The organism is Streptomyces sp. NPDC050619, assembly GCF_040654815.1.
Lineage (GTDB): Bacteria > Actinomycetota > Actinomycetes > Streptomycetales > Streptomycetaceae > Streptomyces.
On the sequence record NZ_JBFAIR010000021.1, the window covers coordinates 92,036 to 111,668 of the forward strand.

The 19,633-nt window shown below is 71.0% G+C and carries 18 protein-coding genes and 1 tRNA gene; 13 read left to right on the forward strand and 6 right to left on the reverse strand.

Going from position 1 to position 19,633, the window contains the following annotated elements:
• The first annotated feature begins 2 nt into the window (after positions 1-2).
• The 10 genes from AB0I77_RS30860 to AB0I77_RS30905 all read left to right on the forward strand — a co-directional run bounded on the left by AB0I77_RS30860 (position 3) and on the right by AB0I77_RS30905 (position 10,058).
• Positions 3-650 carry an NADH-quinone oxidoreductase subunit I gene (locus tag AB0I77_RS30860; protein WP_363286012.1) on the forward strand — a complete coding sequence of 216 codons (648 nt, stop codon included), beginning with the start codon at positions 3-5 and terminating at the stop codon, positions 648-650.
• Positions 647-1,249, forward strand: coding sequence for an NADH-quinone oxidoreductase subunit J (locus tag AB0I77_RS30865; protein ID WP_363286013.1), 603 nt, complete (start codon positions 647-649; stop codon positions 1,247-1,249). Before AB0I77_RS30860 ends, AB0I77_RS30865 begins: the two co-directional genes overlap by 4 nt.
• The gene (nuoK, locus tag AB0I77_RS30870; RefSeq protein WP_363286014.1) at positions 1,249-1,641 is read left to right on the forward strand and encodes an NADH-quinone oxidoreductase subunit NuoK; all 393 of its coding nucleotides are present in this window, start codon (positions 1,249-1,251) and stop codon (positions 1,639-1,641) included. The genes AB0I77_RS30865 and nuoK overlap by 1 nt, the downstream gene beginning before the upstream one ends.
• Positions 1,638-3,632, forward strand: coding sequence for an NADH-quinone oxidoreductase subunit L (locus AB0I77_RS30875; protein ID WP_363286015.1), 1,995 nt, complete (start codon positions 1,638-1,640; stop codon positions 3,630-3,632). Before nuoK ends, AB0I77_RS30875 begins: the two co-directional genes overlap by 4 nt.
• 6 nt (positions 3,633-3,638) lie before the next feature.
• Positions 3,639-5,267, forward strand: a complete 1,629-nt coding sequence (locus tag AB0I77_RS30880) for an NADH-quinone oxidoreductase subunit M (protein ID WP_363286016.1) — start codon at positions 3,639-3,641, stop codon at positions 5,265-5,267.
• Complete coding sequence (locus AB0I77_RS30885) at positions 5,264-6,787, forward strand: NADH-quinone oxidoreductase subunit N (protein ID WP_363286017.1); 1,524 nt, start codon at positions 5,264-5,266, stop codon at positions 6,785-6,787. Before AB0I77_RS30880 ends, AB0I77_RS30885 begins: the two co-directional genes overlap by 4 nt.
• 189 nt (positions 6,788-6,976) lie before the next feature.
• Positions 6,977-7,840, forward strand: coding sequence for a zinc metalloprotease HtpX (gene htpX / locus AB0I77_RS30890; protein ID WP_363286018.1), 864 nt, complete (start codon positions 6,977-6,979; stop codon positions 7,838-7,840).
• The gene (locus AB0I77_RS30895) at positions 7,837-8,229 is read left to right on the forward strand and encodes a YccF domain-containing protein (protein ID WP_363286019.1); all 393 of its coding nucleotides are present in this window, start codon (positions 7,837-7,839) and stop codon (positions 8,227-8,229) included. Before htpX ends, AB0I77_RS30895 begins: the two co-directional genes overlap by 4 nt.
• A gap of 15 nt (positions 8,230-8,244) precedes the next feature.
• Entirely contained in the window at positions 8,245-9,405 is a 1,161-nt protein-coding gene (locus AB0I77_RS30900; RefSeq protein WP_363286020.1) for a barstar family protein, read from the forward strand.
• Positions 9,406-9,491: 86 nt separating this feature from the next.
• Positions 9,492-10,058 carry an SMI1/KNR4 family protein gene (locus tag AB0I77_RS30905; protein WP_363286021.1) on the forward strand — a complete coding sequence of 189 codons (567 nt, stop codon included), beginning with the start codon at positions 9,492-9,494 and terminating at the stop codon, positions 10,056-10,058.
• A 93-nt stretch (positions 10,059-10,151) separates the two neighbouring features.
• On the opposite strand, the gene AB0I77_RS30910 is transcribed toward AB0I77_RS30905, so the two are convergent.
• On the reverse strand, positions 10,152-11,396 hold the full coding sequence (locus AB0I77_RS30910) for an APC family permease (protein ID WP_363286023.1): 1,245 nt from the start codon (positions 11,394-11,396) through the stop codon (positions 10,152-10,154).
• A gap of 154 nt (positions 11,397-11,550) precedes the next feature.
• On the opposite strand from AB0I77_RS30910, the gene AB0I77_RS30915 reads away from it, so the two are divergent.
• Positions 11,551-11,817 (forward strand): GlsB/YeaQ/YmgE family stress response membrane protein, encoded by a 267-nt coding sequence (locus tag AB0I77_RS30915; RefSeq protein ID WP_363286024.1) that lies wholly within the window; start codon positions 11,551-11,553, stop codon positions 11,815-11,817.
• Between the two features lie 160 nt (positions 11,818-11,977).
• On the opposite strand, the gene AB0I77_RS30920 is transcribed toward AB0I77_RS30915, so the two are convergent.
• On the reverse strand, positions 11,978-12,466 hold the full coding sequence (locus AB0I77_RS30920; RefSeq protein WP_030672009.1) for a YajQ family cyclic di-GMP-binding protein: 489 nt from the start codon (positions 12,464-12,466) through the stop codon (positions 11,978-11,980).
• A gap of 235 nt (positions 12,467-12,701) precedes the next feature.
• Here AB0I77_RS30920 and AB0I77_RS30925 point away from each other — a divergent pair.
• A tRNA-Tyr gene (locus tag AB0I77_RS30925) sits at positions 12,702-12,783 on the forward strand.
• A 113-nt stretch (positions 12,784-12,896) separates the two neighbouring features.
• On the opposite strand, the gene AB0I77_RS30930 is transcribed toward AB0I77_RS30925, so the two are convergent.
• Positions 12,897-13,721 carry a YceI family protein gene (locus tag AB0I77_RS30930; RefSeq protein ID WP_363286025.1) on the reverse strand — a complete coding sequence of 275 codons (825 nt, stop codon included), beginning with the start codon at positions 13,719-13,721 and terminating at the stop codon, positions 12,897-12,899.
• A gap of 515 nt (positions 13,722-14,236) precedes the next feature.
• Complete coding sequence (locus AB0I77_RS30935; RefSeq protein ID WP_363286026.1) at positions 14,237-16,858, reverse strand: MFS transporter; 2,622 nt, start codon at positions 16,856-16,858, stop codon at positions 14,237-14,239.
• 191 nt (positions 16,859-17,049) lie between these two features.
• Here AB0I77_RS30935 and AB0I77_RS30940 point away from each other — a divergent pair, with 191 nt between their 5' ends.
• Positions 17,050-17,262 carry a hypothetical protein gene (locus AB0I77_RS30940; protein WP_363286027.1) on the forward strand — a complete coding sequence of 71 codons (213 nt, stop codon included), beginning with the start codon at positions 17,050-17,052 and terminating at the stop codon, positions 17,260-17,262.
• A 21-nt stretch (positions 17,263-17,283) separates the two neighbouring features.
• On the opposite strand, the gene AB0I77_RS30945 is transcribed toward AB0I77_RS30940, so the two are convergent.
• Together AB0I77_RS30945 and AB0I77_RS30950 are read right to left on the reverse strand one after the other, a co-directional pair.
• Entirely contained in the window at positions 17,284-17,940 is a 657-nt protein-coding gene (locus AB0I77_RS30945; RefSeq protein ID WP_363286028.1) for an SDR family oxidoreductase, read from the reverse strand.
• 304 nt (positions 17,941-18,244) lie between these two features.
• Positions 18,245-19,543 carry a hydrolase gene (locus AB0I77_RS30950; protein ID WP_363286029.1) on the reverse strand — a complete coding sequence of 433 codons (1,299 nt, stop codon included), beginning with the start codon at positions 19,541-19,543 and terminating at the stop codon, positions 18,245-18,247.
• Between the last annotated feature and the right edge of the window lie 90 nt (positions 19,544-19,633).

Here is a 19,633-nt window from a genome sequence, read left to right on the forward strand (position 1 = left end):
CCATGGCACCCATCCCCGGCTCCGGCCTGGCCAAAGGTCTGGCCGTCACCCTGCGCACGATGACGAGGAAGACCGTCACCGAGCAGTACCCGGACGCCCAGCCCGACCTCCCGCCCCGCACCCGCGGCGTGATCGGCCTCTTCGAGGAGAACTGCACGGTCTGCATGCTGTGCGCCCGCGAGTGCCCCGACTGGTGCATCTACATCGACTCCCACAAGGAGACGGTCCCGGCGGCGGCCCCCGGTGGCCGCGAGCGCAGCCGCAACGTTCTCGACCGCTTCGCCATCGACTTCGCCCTGTGCATGTACTGCGGTATCTGCATCGAGGTCTGTCCTTTCGACGCCCTGTTCTGGTCCCCGGAGTTCGAGTACGCCGAGACCGACATCCGCGACCTCACCCACGAACGCGACAAGCTCCGCGAGTGGATGTGGACCGTCCCGGCCCCGCCCGCCCTCGACCCCGCCGCGGAGGAACCGAAGGAGATCGCCGCCGCCCGCAAGACCGCCGAGAAGCTGGCCGCCCAGCAGGAAGCCCCGTCGCCGACCGAGCCGCACGCCGACGAGCAGGCCCGCGCGGCCGAGCAGCCCACGCGGCCGATGGGGGAGTCCAAGCAGCAGATGGACCAGCCGAGGCAGGAGGGCCAGGAATGACCTTCGCCGCAGCCTCCGGGCCCCTCGCGGCCGGCACCAGCCAGGGCTTCCTCTCCCCGACCGGCGTCGAGATCGCCTTCCTCCTCGTCGGCCTGGCCACCTTCGGCGCCGCGCTCGTCACCGTCACCACCAAGCAGCTGGTGCACGCCGCCCTGTGGCTGGTGGTGACCCTCGGCGGCCTCGCCGTCGAGTACCTCCTGCTCACCGCCGAGTTCATCGCCTGGGTGCAGGTCCTCATCTACGTCGGTTCCGTCGTCGTCCTCCTCCTGTTCGGTCTGATGCTCACCAAAGCCCCCATCGGCCGCTCCCCGGACGCCGACTCCGGCAACCGCTGGGCCGCCCTCACCGTGGCCGTCGCCGCCGCGGCCGCCCTGGTCTGGGTGGTCGTCGACGCCTTCCGCACGACCTGGATCGACCTGGACGGTCCGGCCGCCGGCTCCACCGAGGCCACCGGCGCCAGCCTCTTCCAGAACTGGGTCCTCCCCTTCGAGGCCCTCTCCGTCCTCCTCCTCGCCGCCCTGGTCGGCGCGATCGTCCTGTCCCGCAAGGCGAAGGCAGAACAGGCCGCCACCGACACCGCCGAGGGAGGTGTCCGCTGATGCACCTCGCCTATCCCACCGTCCTCTCCGCCCTCCTCTTCTGCACGGGCCTGTACGGCGTCCTCGCCCGCCGCAACGCGATCCTGGTCCTGATGTCGGTCGAGCTGATGCTCAACGCCGTCAACCTCAACCTCGTCGCCTTCGACGTCTGGCTCAGCAGGACGGCCGAGGAGACCCTGCACTCCGGTCAGGCCCTGACCCTGTTCACCATCGCCATCGCCGCCGCCGAGATCGGCATCGGTCTGGCGATCGTCCTCGCCGTCCACCGCAACCGCGGCACCGCGGACATCGACAAGCTCCGCGACACCGCCGAGGGCCACGAGACCGACAGCCCCGACGCCGCCACGGCCGAGCAGGCCGGACCGGCCGAGAAGGCTGAGGCCACCGCGTGACCACGACCACCCTCGCCGTCCTCGTCCCTCTCCTTCCGTTCCTGGGCGCCGCGGCCGGCCTGCTCCTGGGCCGCACGGCCCCCGGTTTCGTCCGCCCGCTCGCCGTCCTGCCGACGCTCGCCTCCCTCGTGCTCGCCGCGCTGGTCGCCGTGCGCCAGGGCGGCGACCATGCCGTGGACGCCGCCACCGAGCTCACGCCCACCGGCTCGGTCCCGATCGAACTCGCCCTGCACGTCGACGGCTTCGCCGCCCTCGTCGCCGTCCTGGTCGGCGTCGTCGCCACCTGCGTGCAGATCTACTCGACGGGCTACCTGCGCGACGACCCGCGCTACCCCTCGTACGCCGCCCTCGTCTCCCTCTTCACCTCCGCGATGCTGCTCGTCGTCTACTCCGGCGACCTGATGGTGCTGCTGGTCGGCTGGGAGATCATGGGCATCTGCTCCTACTTCCTGGTCGGCCACTACTGGGAGACCCCGGAGGCCCGCGCCGCCTCCCTCAAGGCCTTCCTGGTCACCAAGCTCGGTGACGTCCCCTTCCTGATCGGCCTGTTCGCCCTGGCCACCGACGCCGGGTCCTTTCGCATCACACGGGTCCTTGGCGCCGTCGCGAGCGGCGGACTCGACCACCCGACGCTGATCGCCCTGCTGCTTCTCGCGGGCGTGGCGGGCAAGTCGGCGCAGTTCCCGCTGCACACCTGGCTCCCCGACGCGATGGCGGGCCCGACTCCCGTCTCCGCGCTGATCCACGCCGCGACGATGGTCGCCGCCGGTGTCTACTTCGTCGCCCGTCTCCTCCCTGTCTTCGAGGCCTCCCAGGCCGCGATGGTCGTCCTCGCCGTCATGGCCGCCGTCACCATGGCCGGCTCGGGGCTCGCCGCCCTCGCCCAGGACGACATCAAGCGTGTCCTCGCCTACTCGACGATCGGTCAACTCGGCTACATGACCGGCGCCCTCGCCGTCGGCGACCGCGGAGCCGCCGTCTTCCACCTCCTGTCCCACGGCGCCTTCAAGGCGCTGCTGTTCCTCGCGGCGGGCGTGATCATCCACGCCGCCGGCACCAACTCGCTGGCCGCCATGTCCCGCATGCGCGACCTGCGCGCCCGCGTCCCCAGTGCCTACTGGACGATGACCGTGGCGCTCCTCGCGCTCGCCGCGATCCCGCCCTTCAGCGGCTTCTTCTCCAAGGAGTCCGTGCTCGGCGCCGCCGAGCACGCCGCCACCGGCCACACCGAGCACGCCCCCGGCGCCGCGGGCTGGACCGTCCTGGTCGCAGGCCTCCTCACCGCCCTGCTCACCGCCGCCTACGCGATGCGCCTGTGGCTGCTGGCCTTCCACGGCCGGGGCGCCGAGGCCCCCGACCACGGCAGGCAGCCCCTCACCATGACCGCCGTCCTGTGGGTGCTCGCCGTCCCGTCCCTCGCCCTCGGCGGGCTCGCCTACCGCGTGCTGCCCGACTGGTTCGACGGCCGTGACCTGACCCCGACCCTGACCACCTCCGTCCTCGGCACTGGCGTGGCCCTGATCGGCGGCCTCGTCACCTACGCGGCCTGGCGGCACACCACCGCGCTCGCGGCCCGCGTCCCGCTGGGTGCGGTCGCGGCCCACCCCGAGGGGGACGCCGGACTCGTCGAGGCCGAGGCCATCGCCAGCCACAAACCCGCGTACGGAGGCGTGGCCTACGCGCCCGACCCCGCGGACCCGGGCCGCCTGCTGCTCGGCCCGCTGCACCGCCACGCGGCCGTCGGCTTCCACCTCGACGCCGTGTACACGGCCCTCTTCGTCCGCCCGGTCCAGGCCGGCGCCACGCTCGTCCGGTTCCTCGACCGTGAGGTCGTCGACACCTACGTACGCGGCGCGGGCGCGCTGCCTCGCCTGCTCGGCGCCGCCGTACGGCGTGCCCAGACCGGCAATCTGCAGACCTATGTGAGCGCTCTGCTCGCCGGCACCGTCGTCCTGGTGGTCGCCGCCGTCCTTGTCGCCACGGGAGCGTGAGCAGGCGTGATCGATATCAACGAGTCCGTGATGCAGGTCCTTCTGGCATTCATCGTGGTCGGCCCGCTCCTCGGGGCCGCCACCGCTCTCCTGCCTGCCCCGCCCGGACTGAAGGGGAAGTCACCCGAGCAGGCCGTGCTGCGGCACGGCGTCACCGTCACCGGCGCGGTTCTCATCGCCGCGATCGTCCTCGCGCTCGGCTTCGACCACGACCACCCGTCGAAGATGCAGGCCACGACCGACATCAGCTGGATCCCGGCACTCGACGTGCGCATCCACCTCGGCATCGACGGCATCTCCCTCCCCCTTCTGGTCCTGACCGCGCTGTTGACCTTCCTCTGCGCGCTCTACTCGTACTTCAAAATGCCCGCGGGCCCGACCCCGAAGGCCTTCGTCGCCCTGCTGCTCGTCCTGGAGTCCGGCACCCTCGCGACCTTCGCCGTCCTCGACCTGCTCCTCTTCTTCCTCGCCTTCGAGATGGTCCTCATCCCGATGTACTTCCTCATCGCCCGCTGGGGCGCTGAGCAACGGACCCAAGCCGCTTGGAAGTTCATCCTCTTCACACTGCTCGGCTCCGTCGTCATGCTGCTCGGCCTGCTCCTGATCGGAATCAAGGCGGGCACATTCGACATGGTGGCACTCGCCACTGACAACGGCCGGTCGCTGACCACATCCGTGCAGGTCATCGCGGTTTTGACAATCGGGATCGGGCTCGCGGTGAAGACGCCGATGTGGCCGCTGCACAGCTGGCTGCCCGACGCCCACACCGCCGCGCCGACCGTCGGCTCGGTCCTGCTGGCCGGTGTGCTACTGAAGATGGGTACGTACGGATTCGTGCGGATTCTGCTACCGATCACGCCAGACGGCTTCCGCACCTTCGCGCCCTATCTCGCCGCCTTCGCCGTCGTCGGGATCATCTACGGATCCCTAGCCTGTCTGGCCCTGGCGAAGCAAGGTGCGAAGGGCGACCTCAAGCGCCTCATCGCCTACTCCTCCGTCGGCCACATGGGCTTCGTCCTGCTCGGCATCTCGACCATGACCCCGACCGGCGTGAACGGCGCGCTGTTCGCCAACATCGCCCACGGCCTCATCACCGGCCTCCTGTTCTTCCTGGTCGGCGCGCTGAAGGACCGCACCGGCACCACCGACCTCGACGCCCTCTCCCTCCCGTCGCCCGACCACCACCCCTCAACGAGCGGCGCCGCCGCGCCTGATCAGTTCCAGACCGGCGCCGCGCTCTACGGCAAGGCCCCCCGCTTCGGCGGCCTGCTCGCCTTCGCCGCGGTCGCCTCACTCGGTCTGCCCGGCCTGGCCGGGTTCTGGGGCGAGATGCTGGCCCTCTTCGGCGCTTTCCGGCCCGCCGACGGCCTCAGCCGCCCCGCCTTCCTCACCTTCATGGCGATCGGCGCGTTCGGCACGCTGCTGACAGCCGCGTACATGCTGGTCGTGGTCCGCCGCGTCTGCATGGGCGCCGTACCGCAGGACGCCCCGAAGCTCGCCGACGTGCGCACGTACGAGTTCGCGGCCTGGACCCCGCTCGTCGCCCTCACCGTCGTCGCAGGCCTCTGGCCGAAGGCACTCCTCGGACTGACCGACCCGGCCGTGCAGCAGCTCCTCTCAGGAGGCACTCGATGAGTTCCCTGGCCCAGCCGCTGGCCGCGAACCTCGTCCAGTCCGTCGACTGGCTCGCCATCGCGCCGCCCACCATCGCGGCGGTCGTCGGACTCGTCGTCCTCGTCGCCGACCTGTTCGTAGGGGAGTCCCGCAAGGCGCTCCTCGGCTGGCTCTCGGTCGCGGGCCTCGCCGCCTCGACGCTCATGCTGCTGCCCCTCCTGGACGGCGACCGCAGCACCTTCTGCCTCACCGGCGACACCGATGTGTGCAGCTACACCGCCGACCGCTTCACCCTCGTCCTCCAGCTCCTGGTCCTCGGCGGCGCCCTCCTCGTGGCCCTCCTGTCGGTCACGGCCCTCAAGGACGCCGACAAGGGACTCCCCGAAGGGGAGTACTGGTTTCTGCTGCTGTCCTCCGCGGCCGGCGCCGCCCTCCTGCCCGCCTCCCGCGACCTCGCGACCCTGATCGTCGCCCTGGAAGTCGCCTCCCTGCCCGCCTTCGCCCTCGTGGGCCTGCGTCACGGCGACCGGAAGTCCTCCGAAGCGGCCCTGAAATTCTTCCTGTCCTCGGTCACCGCTACCGCGGTCAGCCTCATGGGCATCAGCTTCGTGTACGCCACCACCGGCACCCTCTACCTCACGCAGGTCGCCGACCGGATCCAGAACGTCGACGGACAGTTCCACACCCTCGCCCAGACCGGCGTCGTCCTCACCCTCGTCGGCTTCGCCTTCAAGACGGCCGCCGTCCCGTTCCACTTCTGGGTGCCGGACACCTACGTAGGGGCGCCCCTCCCGATCGCCGCCTACCTGTCCGTCGTCGGCAAGGCGGTCGGCTTCTCCGGCCTCATCCTCATCACGGTCGTCGCCCTCCCGTCGTACGCCGACGTCTGGGGCCCGGCCCTCGCCGCGCTGGCCGCCCTCACGATGACCGTCGGCAACGTGGGCGCCCTGCGCCAGCAGGCCACGCGCGCGTACAGCGCGGTACGCCTGCTCGCCTGGTCCTCCGTCGGCCAGGCCGGCTACCTCCTCGTACCGATCGCCGCCGCCGCGTACTCCGACGACCCCGAACACTCGATCGGCTCCACGGTCGCCTACGCCCTCATGTACGCCGCCGTGAACCTCGGCGCCTTCGCGGTGGCCGCACTGGTCGGCCGTACGAAGTCCCTCAACCGCGTCGCCGACTACCGCGGCCTGTATGCGTCGAACCCCCTCGCGGCCCTCCTTCTGGCCTTCTTCCTGCTCTGCCTCGCCGGGCTGCCGCCGGGCATCATCGGCCTCTTCGCCAAGGTCACCGTGTTCTCCGCGGCCGTCGACGCGGGCCTCGGCTGGCTCGCCGTGGTCATGGCCGTCAACGTCGTGATCGCGCTGTTCTACTACCTCCAGTGGACGACCCTGCTGTTCCGCGCCCCCGAGGGCGAGCCCGTTCGGCATCGCGTCCCCGCCCCCCTCACCGCCGCGATCGCCCTGACCGGCGTCCTCGGTATCGCCCTGTCCGGAGCACCCCAGCTGGTCCTGCGCTTCACCGACACCGGACTCTTCTGAGCGCCTGCCCCTGCCCTCACCCGGACGGCCCACGCACGCCGCCGCAGGCACAAGGGAACTAGCGGCCCCCACCTGGCGTTGACCAATTTGGGAGGGTCCACTGGACGTGACACCACGGCACCAGTGGCATCGGGCATCGGAGATCAGCAAGCAAAGGGTTCCCCTGCTGCACCACTTGGAGGGCGTACCGTGCACCGCCGGCACAACGGGCTCAGGACCGCAGTACTCCTCGGGGGACTGTCCGCACTCATCATCGTCATCGGCAGCTTTTTCGGCCGTATGGGGCTCGTCGTCGCGGTCCTGATCGCCCTGGGAACCAACGCGTACGCGTACTGGAACAGCGACAAGCTGGCTCTACGCGCGATGCGCGCCCGCCCCGTCAGCGAGTTCGAGGCACCCGCCCTCTACCGGATGGTCCGCGAGCTCTCCACCCAGGCCCGCCAGCCCATGCCACGCCTGTACATCTCCCCGACCGAGGCGCCCAACGCCTTCGCCACCGGCCGCAACCCGCGCAACGCCGCCGTGTGCTGCACGGACGGCATCCTGCGCCTGTTGGACGAGCGAGAACTGCGCGGTGTCATCGGGCACGAACTCAGCCACGTCTACAACCGCGACATCCTGATCTCCTCGGTCGCCGGCGCCCTCGCCTCCGTGATCATGTTCCTGGTCAACTTCGCCTGGCTGATCCCGATCGGCCGCTCGGACGACGACGACGGCCCGGGCATCCTCGGCATGCTGCTGATCATGCTCCTGGGCCCGCTCGCGGCCACCCTCATCCAGTTGGCGATCAGCCGCTCCAGGGAGTACGAGGCCGACGCCGCCGGTTCTCAGCTCACCGGCGATCCCCTCGCACTCGCCAGCGCCCTGCGCAAGCTCGAGACGGGCACCAAGCAGCTCCCGCTGCCCCCGGAGCCCCGCATCGAGACGGCGAGCCACATGATGATCGCGAACCCCTTCCGCCCGGGCCAAGGACTCTCCAAGATGTTCTCGACACATCCGCCGATGACAGAGCGCATCGCCCGGCTCGAAAAGATGGCAGGTCGACACCAGTGAAAACCATCCTGAATCTCATCTGGCTCGTCCTGAGCGGCTTCTGGCTGTTCCTCGGTTACCTGGCCGCGGGCGTGCTGCTCTGCATCACGATCATCGGCATCCCGTTCGGCATTGCCGCATTTCGTATCGGCATCTACGCCCTGTGGCCCTTCGGGTACACCACTGTCGAGCGCCGCGACTCCGGTGCGCCTTCCTGTGTAGGCAACGTCCTGTGGCTGGTCCTCGCGGGCTGGTGGCTGGCCCTCGCCCACATCGTCACCGGCATCGCCCTGTGCATCACGATCATCGGCATCCCGTTCGGCATCGCCAACTTCAAGCTCATCCCCGTGTCGCTGCTCCCGCTGGGACGCGAAATCGTGCGCACGGACCAGCCGTTCGCGGCACGCTGACAGGCGGACCCGGGGGTGGGGGAGCCGAAGTACCTCCTGCTGTCGTACGACCGACAGGCCGAGTTCGAGGGCGAGGACGGCTACGAGGAGACGTGGGCCCTGTGCGAGGACGCCGCCGACCTCTTCGCCGACCCGCCCGCGCCCACCCGAGGGACGTACGAACTGCTGGGCTGTGCCCCCGACGGCGAGCTGCGGACAGCCCTCACACGCGCGCGTGCAGCGGGTTCGGCACCGCTCGGCCTGCTCACCCTGGAGATCCTCGACAAGTCCGGCACAGCGGTCGGCGAGTGGTACCTCGAAGACGTGCGTGTCCTGGAAGACCGCCCTTGCGTCCGGGATCTGACGCGGCGGGACATCACCATCGAGGGGCGCGAACCCGACCACAACCCCACCGATTACCCGCAGTGTCCGCCCCTTTCCCCGGGCTACCGCCTCCTGCGGGCAACAGGCGAACGACTGGGCACCTGCCGCGACCTGGCACGGGTGCGGGAGGTCCGGGACGAATCCCTGGAGTCCCCGCTGCGACTGCTGGGCTGTTCGCCGCGAGGCTCCCTGCGTGCCGCGCTGGACGCCGGGGAAGAAGACCTCGGTCACGCAAAGGTCCTGCGCATCGACTCCTCCGGCCGGGCCGTGCAGTCCGCCGCCGAGGGCGAGCTGCGCGCCTGGATCCCGTCCGCCCGCGGTCCGGGCCTGGTCGACCTCACCGTCGATCTGTGGTCGGAGCGCCCGCCTCTCGCGGCCCGTGAGGTGTGGGAACTGTGGGGCGACGGGCGCCCCGCCGAGCCCAACCGCTGGGCTCGGGGCGACGCCGACGGGCGCCAGTTCTGGCTCCGTACGGCCAGGGAGAACCACATATACGGCCGCCCGGACCAGCCCTCCGGCACCGTCCACCACCTCGACGGCCGTCACATCACCGACGAGCCGGGCTTCTTCTGCGCCCTGGGCGAGGCGGTGAACGGCCCCGGCGGGTACTTCGGCTGGGGCCTCGACGCCCTCGCCGACTGCCTCTGCGGCCGGTGGGGCGCCGCCGCCCCGCCCTTCCTGCTCGTCTGGCACGACGCCCACGTCGCCCGCGCCTGCCTCGGGCTCACCCCGCTCATCGGCTACCGTCCCCTGACCTTCGAGGAACTCCTCGCGTTCCTGACCGAGAAGGGGGTCGAGGTGCGCCTTGAATGAACCGCTCGTCGGGGCCACGTTTTCCACAACCTGGTGGTTGTCCACAGGCCGGCCCGATTGTCAGTGCCGCCTTGCATGATGGACCCATGACTGAGAGCGAGCAGTTGCTGACACTAGTGGGAACCAAGGCGCACAACACCCGCCCCTGGGGCTGGACTTCCCTCCCCGAGCCGGTGGACACCGCCACACTGGCCCGTGCCGAGGCCACCCTGGGCTTCCGCCTGCCCGCGCTGCTCGCCGAACTCTACGTTCGGATAGGAGACGGCGGATTCGGCCCGGAGTACGGCCTGTTGCCTCTGCTCGACGGCCCTTTGGCCGGCGAGCCCGCCGCCGTCGTGCAATACCTGGCCAACCGCGAAAGCGGTCGCAAGGACCCCGACTGGCCCTGGCCCGCGGGCGTGCTGCCGATATCCCACTGGGGATGCGCGCTGTACGCCTGCGTGGACTGCCACAGCCCGCAGGCCACTGTCCTGCTCTTCGAGCCGAACGCCGGCGAGGCCGAGCACGCCTGGTTCGTGGACGCGCCCAGCCTCACGGATTGGCTGCGGGCCTGGCTGGACGGCAAGGGCTGGTACGAGGAGAAGAGCGAAGAGCCTGAGATGACCCCATGGGCCGACTTCCGCATACGTACCGCGCTCGGGCAGGTGTCCTGAGAGGCAGGCACCGCCGGGACTGATGTGAGACGCCGCGCCGCGTCCGAGAAGCCGCATCGCGTCCGGCAAGCACCCGTGAGGTGTCCTACCGCCCTACCGCGCCGCCACCCACCGCCGCACCCCGTACGCCACCACGCCGACGGCCAGCACACCCGCGCCCACCACCACCGAGACCCCCGGCAGCGCGAACGCCAGGACCACGCAGCCGAGCAGCCCCACCGCCGGTACCACCCGCGCCGCCGGAGCCGACCCCAGCGTCCAGGCCGACGCGTTGGCCACCGCGTAGTAGGCCAGCACACCGAAGGAGGAGAAGCCGATCGCGCCCCGCACATCCACCGTGGCGGCCAGCGCCGCGACCACCACGCCCACGGCCAGCTCGGCCCGGTGCGGCACCTGGAAACGCGGATGTACGGCGGCCAGCGCCCCCGGCAGATGCCGGTCCCGGGCCATGGCCAGCGTCGTTCGCGAGACGCCCAGGATCAGGGCGAGCAGTGAGCCAAGCGCGGCCACGGCGGCGCCCAGCCGCACCACGGGCACCAGCCCCGGCACTCCGGCCGCGCGGACCGCATCGGCCAGCGGCGCCTCCGCCTGACCGAGACCGCCCGCCCCCAGCACGGAAAGGACAGCCACCGCCACGCAGGCGTACACCGCCAGCGCGATGCCCAGGGCCAGCGGGATCGCGCGGGGGATGGTGCGTGCCGGATCCCGCACCTCCTCGCCGAGGGTCGCGATCCGCGCGTACCCGGCGAACGCGAAGAACAGCAGACCAGCCGCTTGAAGCACCCCGCCCACGCCGTCCGAGGTCCCGATGTCCAGCCGCCCGGCATCGGACTCCCCGGACCCCAGAGACACGACCACCACGGAAGCGAGGACAGCCAGGACCACAGCGACGATCGCCCGGGTCAGCCAGGCGGATTTCTGGACGCCGCCGTAGTTCACCGCGGTCAGTGCCACCACGGCCGCGACCGCGACCGCGTGCGCCTGCCCCGGCCAGACGTACGCCCCCACAGTGAGCGCCATCGCCGCACAGGAGGCCGTCTTGCCGACCACGAACGACCAGCCGGCGAGATAACCCCAGAACGGCCCGAGCCGCTCACGCCCGTACACATACGTGCCGCCGGAGGCGGGATACAGGGCGGCCAGCCGCGCCGACGACGTGGCGTTGCAGTATGCGACCACGGCGGCGACCGCGAGTCCGAGCAGCAGCCCGGAGCCGGCCGCGTGCGCTGCGGGTCCCAGGGCTGCGAAGATTCCGGCGCCGATCATCGAGCCCAGCCCGATGACCACCGCGTCTCCCACTCCCAGACTGCGGCGCAGCTCGGCATCGGAATGTGTCATGAGCCGCACCCTACTGATCGCTGCAACCGCCCGATGCAGCCGCGTCGTCCTGTACATCAACACCGCACGAACAACGGCACGAGCACATCGTTGAGCGACCCAAATCACAGTGCCGGGACGGCGCGGACACAGCACGAAGGGGCAGGTTCAGGCCATGGGCATCATCAGTTGGATCATCCTCGGCCTTTTGGCCGGCGCCATCGCCAAGTTCCTGCTGCCGGGTCGTGACCCGGGCGGCTTCATCGGCACGACAGTCATCGGCATCGCGGGCGCGTTCATCGGCGGCTGGATATCGGCCCGCTGGCTTGACCACCCGATCAGCAAGGACTTCTACGACGGCGCCACCTGGGCGGCGGCGATCGGCGGCTCGTTCGTCCTCCTGGTGGTCTACCGCCTCCTGTTCGGCAACTCGCGCAACTGAGCACAAGTGCGCAACTGAGCGCGACTGCGCACCCCGACCGCAGCCAGCAGGCGGGAAGGGTGGGCACCCGCGGGAAACCCCGGGTGCCCACCCTTCCTCGTGTCCTCGTGTCCTCGTGTCCTCGTGAAGGCAGTGCGCGCAGTGCGCTCGGACTGCGCGACTACCGGTAATTCACGAACTGCAGCGCGAAGTCGAAGTCCTTGCCCTTCAGGAGGGCGATAACGGCCTGCAAGTCGTCGCGGTTCTTCGAGCTGACCCGCAGCTCGTCGCCCTGCACCTGGGCCTTCACGCCCTTCGGGCCCTCGTCCCGGATGATCTTCGCCACCTTCTTCGCGTTCTCCTGGGAGATACCCTCCTCGATCGACGCGAAGATCTTGTACTCCTTGCCGGACAGCTGCGGCTCGCCCGCGTCCAGCGCCTTCAGCGAGATCCCCCGCTTGATCAGCTTGGACTGGAAGACGTCGAGGATGGCCTTCACCCGGTCCTCGGAGTTCGCCTCCATGAGGATCTTGTCACCGGACCACGAGATCGAGGCACCCACGCCCTTGAAGTCGTAGCGCTGGGAAATCTCCTTGGCGGCCTGGTTGAGGGCGTTGTCGACCTCCTGCCGCTCGACCTTCGAGACGATGTCGAAACTGGAGTCGGCCATGTCCTGTGGCTCCTTGTATCGGGGTGCGTATCGGGGTGCGTACGGGTGCGTATCGGCGTACGTGGGGGCGGGCGCCGAGCCCGGCAGGTCCCGGGCCGCATCCGGACAAGCCTAGCCACCCACCGACCTCTGGGCGCAGATCAATCGGGTGGCGAAGCACCCCTCCGTATCGGGTATTGTTTACGTCGTTGCCACGGAGCACCGCCACAAAGCGGTTCGAAGGGCAGCGACCCCCGGCGGTGTGCCCGAGCGGCCAAAGGGAGCAGACTGTAAATCTGCCGGCTTAGCCTACCCAGGTTCGAACCCTGGCGCCGCCACACTGGGTAAGAGACCCCTTCCGACCTGCGGAAACGCAGCGTGGAAGGGGTCTTTTTGGTTGCGTGCCGGCTTCAGCGCACTGACGTCGACCCACGATGCGGTGGTCCCGTCGTCAAGCCTGGGGAAGCGTCTCTCCCTGGACCGTCTGGATGTCCAGTTCCACCTTCAGGGTGGTGCCGATCGCGGCGATTCCTGCCTGGAGTACCTGGTTGTAGTTCATCGCGAAGTCCTCGCGACGTAGTTGGGTCGTGGCGCGGAAGGCCGCGCGGAGTCCGCCCCAGGGGTCGGGGCCGGTGCCGAGGTAGGCGAGGTCCAGGTCGACCGGGCGGACGACGCCGTGCAGGGCGAGTTCGCCGTGGACCGTCCAGCGGTCAGTGCCGGCGGGGGTCAGGCCGGTCGAGCGGTACGTGATCTCCGGATGCCGCTCGACGTCCAGGAAGTCGGGGGACTTGAGGTGGTCGTCGCGCATGCCGTTGCCCGTGTCGATCGAGGCCGTGCGGATCACTGCCTCGACCTGGGACTTCGCTACGACCTGCGCGATCTCGACGCGTCCGCGGAAGTCGGTGAAACGGCCGTGCACGCTGGAGATGCCCAGGTGATGGGCGACCGCGCCGACGGAGGAGTGGGGCGGGTCGATGGTCCACGGGCCCGGCGACGGCAGCTCGACGCCTGCCTGCCGGCCGAGGACGACCTGGCCGACCTCCGCGCGCCCGCCTGCCGTGACCAGTGCCGTCGACGCGGCGGGCGCGTAGCCGAGCGCGGTGACGATCACCGTGTAGGCGCCGGGGGACAGAGGCGTGGCATCGGTGACGGTGCCGTCGGCGTCGGCCTCGGCCTCGGCGCGCAGGATCTGCGCGCCGGTCATGTCGGTCACCGTGACCACCGCGTGGGGTACGGCCCAGCCGTCCCGGGTGCGGATCCGTGCACTGAGGGGCATTACGTCTCGCTTCCGTGCGGTGCTCTTCCATACCGTGCACTCGAGGCGGTTGTCTTTCGCACGGTGTACTTCTGCAAGCGGTCTCTTAGGGGCGGTCCTGGTGGGCTCGGGCCGTCTCGGGTGCGGTCGACTCCGGTGTGTTCGCCTCGGGTTCGGCCTTCATGCGTGCGGGTGCCACGTGTAACGGGTGGGCACCGAGGCGCGGGCGGGGGATCTCCGTCGGGCAATCGCTCCGTCGGGCAATCGCCCGCCGGGTAATCCCGCCTCGCCCTCACCCGCCGGTCCCCTGCCCGGCCTTGCCTTCACCCCGCTGCCCGGTGCGGACTCCCCCCGCTCAAGGTCACCCGCCCGAAGCCACGCCCGAAGGCCCCGCGCGAAGCCCCCGTCCGAAGGCCACGCCGAAGGCCCTGCGCAAAGGCCCCCGCTCAGAGCCACACCCACTAGCCCCCGCTCAAAACCTCGCCCGCAGTCCCCCTCAAAGGCGCCCGCCTGCTCGGGCGTTCAAGTGTCCAACGTCACCTACTCCCCGTATGGGCAAGTTCAATGTCATGATCGTCGACACCGCCGCCCGACACCGTCACCGTGGCCGCCCGCGGCGGGTAACCCGTCGCGATGACTGTGTACGCGCCGCCGTCCAGGTCGGAGAAGGCGTACGCCCCGTCGTGGCCGGTCGTGGTCGTGGCGATCACGTTGCCCGCGGCGTCCACCAGCGTCACGAGCGCGTCGCTCAGCGGGGCGCCGGCTCCGCGCACCGTACCCCGCACGTGCACCCCGGGCCGCAGCTCGACCTCCACTCGCGAGGTCCCGACGCCGCCGATCTCGACGGGCAGGGCCAGTGGGCGGTGCTTGGGAGAGTTGACCGCCACGGTCACCGTGCCCGGCACCAGGTCGGTGACGCTGAACTCGCCCAGGGCGTCGGTGCGTCCGGTGGCCAGGACGTCCCCGCGGACGTCGGTCACGATGACCACGGCCTCCACGACCGGAGCCCCGCTGTCGGCGGACACCACCACACCGGTGAGGCCGCTGGTGCCGCACAGCAGAATGTCGTACGGGACCGGCGAGTCGCCGGCGACGACGACTGTCGAGGCCTGCGGCTGGTAGCCGTCGGCGGAAGCGATCAGGACGTACGAACCGGCACCCGGGGCGGACACGCCGTACGAGCCGTCGCCGCGCGAGACCGACCGGCCCAGCTGCTTCCCGCCGAGCGAGATCAGCGTGACGGCGGCTCCGGCCACGGCGACGCGCTCCGTGCCCAGGACCTGCCCGCTCACCAGGATGCCGCCCCCGGCCGAATCACCGGCCGACACTCCGACCAAGTCACCGGCCGAACCCCTGCCCGAGCCGTCCCCCGAAACACCGCCCGAGCCGTCCCTCGAACCCCTGCCCGAGCCGTCCCCCGAACCCCCGCCCGAGCCGTCCCCCGAAACACCGCCCGAGCCGACCCCCGAAACACGGCCCGAGCCGACCCCCGAATCACTGCCCGAATCACTGCCCGAACCACCGGCGGAGCCACTCGCCCTCTCTCGCTCAGCGGTCGCGACGGACGCCCGTGCCGGCACACCCAGTGCCGCCGCGGACGCGGGTGCCACCCCAACGGCCGCGACCGGCACGGTCGAAGCCCTCTGCGGACTCTCCACCGCCGAAGCCCCGGCGCCGCCCGCCTCGCCCGCCTCGCCGACGCCGCCCGCCTCGACCGAAGCACTCGACTCGCCCGCCTCGACCGGTCGTCGGCGCGGAATGAACGCCGCCAGCGCGAACGCGAGCAGCGCCGCGCCGCCGCCGATGGCCAGGACGGTCTTGAAGCCGTCCTCCGAGGGCAGGGCGACCGAGCCGAGGTTGGTGGTCATCTGCGCCAGGATGACGCCGGCGACCGCGCTGGCGACCGACGTACCGATGGACCGCATCAGGGTGTTGAGGCTGTTCGCGGCGCCGGTCTGGGACGGCGGCACGGCACCCATGATGAGCGAGGGCATCGCGCCGTAGGTGAAGCCGATACCGGTGCCGATGACGCAGGAGACCAGTACGAACTGCCAGACCTCGTCCATCAGCAGGATCTGCAGGGCATAGCCGCCGGCCACGATCAGGGAGCCGACCATCAGGCTGATCTTCGGGCCCTTGGCCTTCGACAGGGCCGCGGAGACCGGGGCGATGACCATCATCACCAAGCCGGACGGCGCCATGACGAGGCCGGCGGTGAGCAGCGACTTGCCCAGACCGTAGCCGGTCGCCTCGGGCAACTGCAGGAGCTGAGGAAGGACCAGGGACATCGCGAACATGCCGAAGCCGAGCGCGATCGAGGCGAGGTTGGTGAACAGCACCTGGCGGCGGGCGGTGGTCCGCAGGTCGACCAGCGGCTGCTCCGTGCGCAGTTCCCACCAGCCCCACACCAGCAGGACCACGACGGCCGCCGCGAAGAGACCGAGGATCGAATCGCTGCCCCAACCCCAGTCGCCGCCCTTGGAGATGGCCAGCAACAGGCAGATCAGGCCGCCCGCCATGCCGAGGCCGCCGATCAGGTCGAAGCGGCCACCGGTGCGCACCTTGGACTCGGGTACGAGCACCAGGACCAGCAGGAGGGCGATGACGCCCATGACGGCCGAGCTCCAGAAGAGCATGTGCCAGTCGAAGTTGTCGGCGATGAGCGCGGCGGCGGGCAGTCCGAGGGCCGCGCCGACGCCGAGTGAGGCGCTCATCATGGCGGTCGCGGAACCGAGCCGTTCGGCGGGGAGTTCGTCCCGCATGACGCTGATGCCGAGCGGGATCACACCGCCCGCCATGCCCTGGAGCACCCGGCCTACGATCATCGGGGCGAGGGTGTCGCTGAGGGCGGCGGTGATCGAGCCGGCCACCAGCAGGACCAGGCTCATCAGGAGCATGCGGCGCTTGCCGTACATGTCACCGAGCCGCCCCATCATCGGGACGGCGACGGCGGCGGCGAGCAGCGTGGCGGTGACGGCCCAGGCGGTGTCCGAGGCCGGGGCGTTCAGGAGTTGGGGGAGCTCCGGGACGATCGGGATCACCAGGGTCTGCATCAGCGCGACGACGATCCCGCCGAAGGCCAGCACCGCCACGACGGCATTGGGCCGCGGTGCCGCGGCCCGTCCTTCGTCGGCGGGTCGGGGATGTGCATGGGACATGGGTCGAGCCTCCGTGTGGGCGTCGGTGACAGCGCGACCCTCCTAAGCTAAGTCAGTTGATTGACTTAAGCAAGCATGGTCGGATTCCGTGGCCATCGCGTGAAGGACCCGAGGTGATCGAAGGGCGGCGGGGGATTCGGAGGCGATGGGGGAGGAGGGGAATCACACGGCAGGCGGGGCACACTGACCCCATGTCCACGCGCCGCAGACACTGCCCCGAATGCCGTCGCGAGATCGCCGTCGTCGCCGGACGGTACGCCCGGCACGACCCGCCCGGCGCACGCGAGAGCGGGCAACTCGTCTCCTGCCCCGGCTCCCGGCGACAGGCGGAACTCGGTGCGGCACAGCCGACGTTGGACGGGTACACCGTCCCCGAATTCCCCGGTCAACTGCCCCTGTTCTGAAGGGTCAAGGGTTGTTGAGAGTCAGTTCCCCGCCACCGACTTCACCGCGACCGACAGGGGCGTCGACCCACCGATCAGCTCCAGGGTCAGACCGGCCGTCGCCGGAGTGTCCAGCAACTCCGCCAGTACGGCGGCCACGTCGTCGCGTGGGATCGCGCCGCGGCCCGTGTTCGCCTCCAGCCGGACGAGGCCGGTGCCGGTGTCGTTCGTCAGCAGGCCGGGGCGCAGGATCGTCCAGTCCAGGTCGTCCAGGCCGCTCACGTAGGCGTCGGCCTCGCCCTTGGCGCGCTGGTACACGTCGAAGACCTCGTCGCCCTCGTGCTGCGGATCCGCACCCATGGACGACACGACCACATGGCGTCGTACGCCCGCCCGGACCGCCGCGTCCGCGAACAGGACCGCCGCGCCCCGGTCCACCGTGTCCTTGCGGGCCACGCCGCTGCCCGGACCCGCGCCCGCCGCGAACACCGCCGCGTCCGCGCCCCGCAGCGACGCCGCGACTTCTTCGACCGAGGCCGACTCCAGGTCCAGCAGCACCGGTTCGGCGCCCGCCTCACGCAGGTCGTCGCGCTGTTCGGGGCTGCGGATGATCCCCGCGACCTCGTCCCCGCGCGCGGCGAGCAACCGCTCCAGCCGCAGTGCGATCTGACCATGACCCCCAGCAATGACAATGCGCATGGTTCCGACCGTACGCCCGGACGACCGCATCCGCCGCATGACTCCAGCCACGCCTCAGGGGCGCACAGCAGAGGCGCGTGCATCGGGCGCATGAGCCTTCGGAGCCTTCCGGGCGTACGCCGAACACACCAACTCAAGCCGCGCACGACCGCGCGCAAGACGCACACTCCAGGCGCACGCGCCAACAACGCATGCCTGGGCGAAAACTCCCCCCAGCAGGCCCGCGCGCAACGCACACCCCGCATGCCCGCGCGAAACGCACCCCCCTGCACGCCAGGGCGAAACGCACACCCCGCCGCACGCCCTAAGACAACTCCCCCCGCCCCTGCCTGGGCAGCCCCAACTCCGCCGCCGCGGCAGAGTCGCAGTACTCCCGCACCGCGCTCGTCCGTGCCACCACGCGCCCCCGATGCACCACGATCCGGCTGTACGCCAGCGACAGCACCCCTGCCAGCCGGTCCCCGCGCACCGCCAGCAACTCGGCCGGAAATCCCGCCTCCACGCGCACCTCGGGCAGCCCCAGCACCGCCCGCGCCGACGCGCTCACCGCGTCGTACGCGTCCTCGGCCCGCAGACCGTGGCGCGAGGCCAGCAAGTACGCCGCCTCCAGCGGATCCCCGCGTCCCACCGGATTCGATACGTCCCTCAGGGCCCCGCTCCCGGCGGCTACCCGCACCCCGGCCGAGCGCAGCAGCCGTACCGGAGCAGTGCCCCGCCGCTCCACACCCCCGCAGCCGCCCTGCGGCAGGCACACCACCGCCACGCCAGCCGCCGCGAGTTGGTCGGCGGTCCGCGAGGCCACCTCGGCGGGCAGCCGTCCAAGGCCGCCGCACGGGGCGAGCGTCACCCCGGGGCGCAGCCCGCCGGCCATCGCCGCGAGGCGGGCCAGGCGGGCCGGGTCGGAAGCGTCGGTGTGCAGGTCGACGGGGCAGCCGTGCTCGGAGGCGACCTCCAGGACCGTCTCCACGTAGCCCGTCGGATCGGGGTCCAGGTCCGGACAACCGCCCACCACGGAGGCGCCCATCTTCAGCGCGTCCCGCAGCATCGCGAGCCCGTCGGCCCCGGCCACCCCGGTCAGCATCCTCGGCATCGCCACGGTGGTCAGCTCGGTGAACCCGCGCAGCGAGCGCCGCGCCTGAAGTACGGCGGTCAGCGCACCCAGCCCCTGGACGTCGCCCACGCGCACGTGTGCCCGCAGGGCGGTCGCCCCGTGTCCGAGGTGCAGCAGGGCGGCCTCCGTGGCCCGGCGCTGGACGTCCTGGGCGTCGTACGAGACCGGCCCGCCCACGTCGGCCGACAGGGCGGTGTCGCCGTGGGCGTGCGGCTCGGCGGGGGCCGGCAGGAGCAGGTAGCCGCCGAGATCCAGGCGCGCTCCACGCGCGCGCGTGCCGCCCGCCGCGAGACTCCCGGCCGTGCCGACCGCCTCGATGCGCCCGCCGACCAGCTGTACGTCCACGGTCCGGCCGTCGGTGAGTCGCGCCCCGCACAGCAGGAGGGCGTTCCCGTCGGCCTGCCCCGTCGAGGACCCGGAAGGGACACCCGACGAGGCACCCGATGACGAACCCGACGGGGAGTGCGGCGGCTGCGGCTGACTGTCGGGCATCGCGCTCCAGAGGCTCGTGGGCTGCGGGGCTCGGGGACGGCGGGGTTCGGGTTGCGGGGCAGGGACTGCGGGCTCGTGAACTGCGCAAGG

Coding starts and splice junctions, on each gene's coding strand:
- AB0I77_RS30935 (WP_363286026.1), bottom strand. CDS start 16,858: ATGTCCCATGCACATCCCCGACCCGCCGACGAAGGACGGGCCGCGGCA.
- AB0I77_RS30905 (WP_363286021.1), top strand. CDS start 9,492: ATGACTGAGAGCGAGCAGTTGCTGACACTAGTGGGAACCAAGGCGCAC.
- AB0I77_RS30930 (WP_363286025.1), bottom strand. CDS start 13,721: ATGCCCCTCAGTGCACGGATCCGCACCCGGGACGGCTGGGCCGTACCC.
- AB0I77_RS30940 (WP_363286027.1), top strand. CDS start 17,050: ATGTCCACGCGCCGCAGACACTGCCCCGAATGCCGTCGCGAGATCGCC.
- AB0I77_RS30915 (WP_363286024.1), top strand. CDS start 11,551: ATGGGCATCATCAGTTGGATCATCCTCGGCCTTTTGGCCGGCGCCATC.
- AB0I77_RS30885 (WP_363286017.1), top strand. CDS start 5,264: ATGAGTTCCCTGGCCCAGCCGCTGGCCGCGAACCTCGTCCAGTCCGTC.
- AB0I77_RS30920 (WP_030672009.1), bottom strand. CDS start 12,466: ATGGCCGACTCCAGTTTCGACATCGTCTCGAAGGTCGAGCGGCAGGAG.
- AB0I77_RS30865 (WP_363286013.1), top strand. CDS start 647: ATGACCTTCGCCGCAGCCTCCGGGCCCCTCGCGGCCGGCACCAGCCAG.
- AB0I77_RS30945 (WP_363286028.1), bottom strand. CDS start 17,940: ATGCGCATTGTCATTGCTGGGGGTCATGGTCAGATCGCACTGCGGCTG.
- AB0I77_RS30950 (WP_363286029.1), bottom strand. CDS start 19,543: ATGCCCGACAGTCAGCCGCAGCCGCCGCACTCCCCGTCGGGTTCGTCA.
- AB0I77_RS30860 (WP_363286012.1), top strand. CDS start 3: ATGGCACCCATCCCCGGCTCCGGCCTGGCCAAAGGTCTGGCCGTCACC.
- AB0I77_RS30910 (WP_363286023.1), bottom strand. CDS start 11,396: ATGACACATTCCGATGCCGAGCTGCGCCGCAGTCTGGGAGTGGGAGAC.
- nuoK (WP_363286014.1), top strand. CDS start 1,249: ATGCACCTCGCCTATCCCACCGTCCTCTCCGCCCTCCTCTTCTGCACG.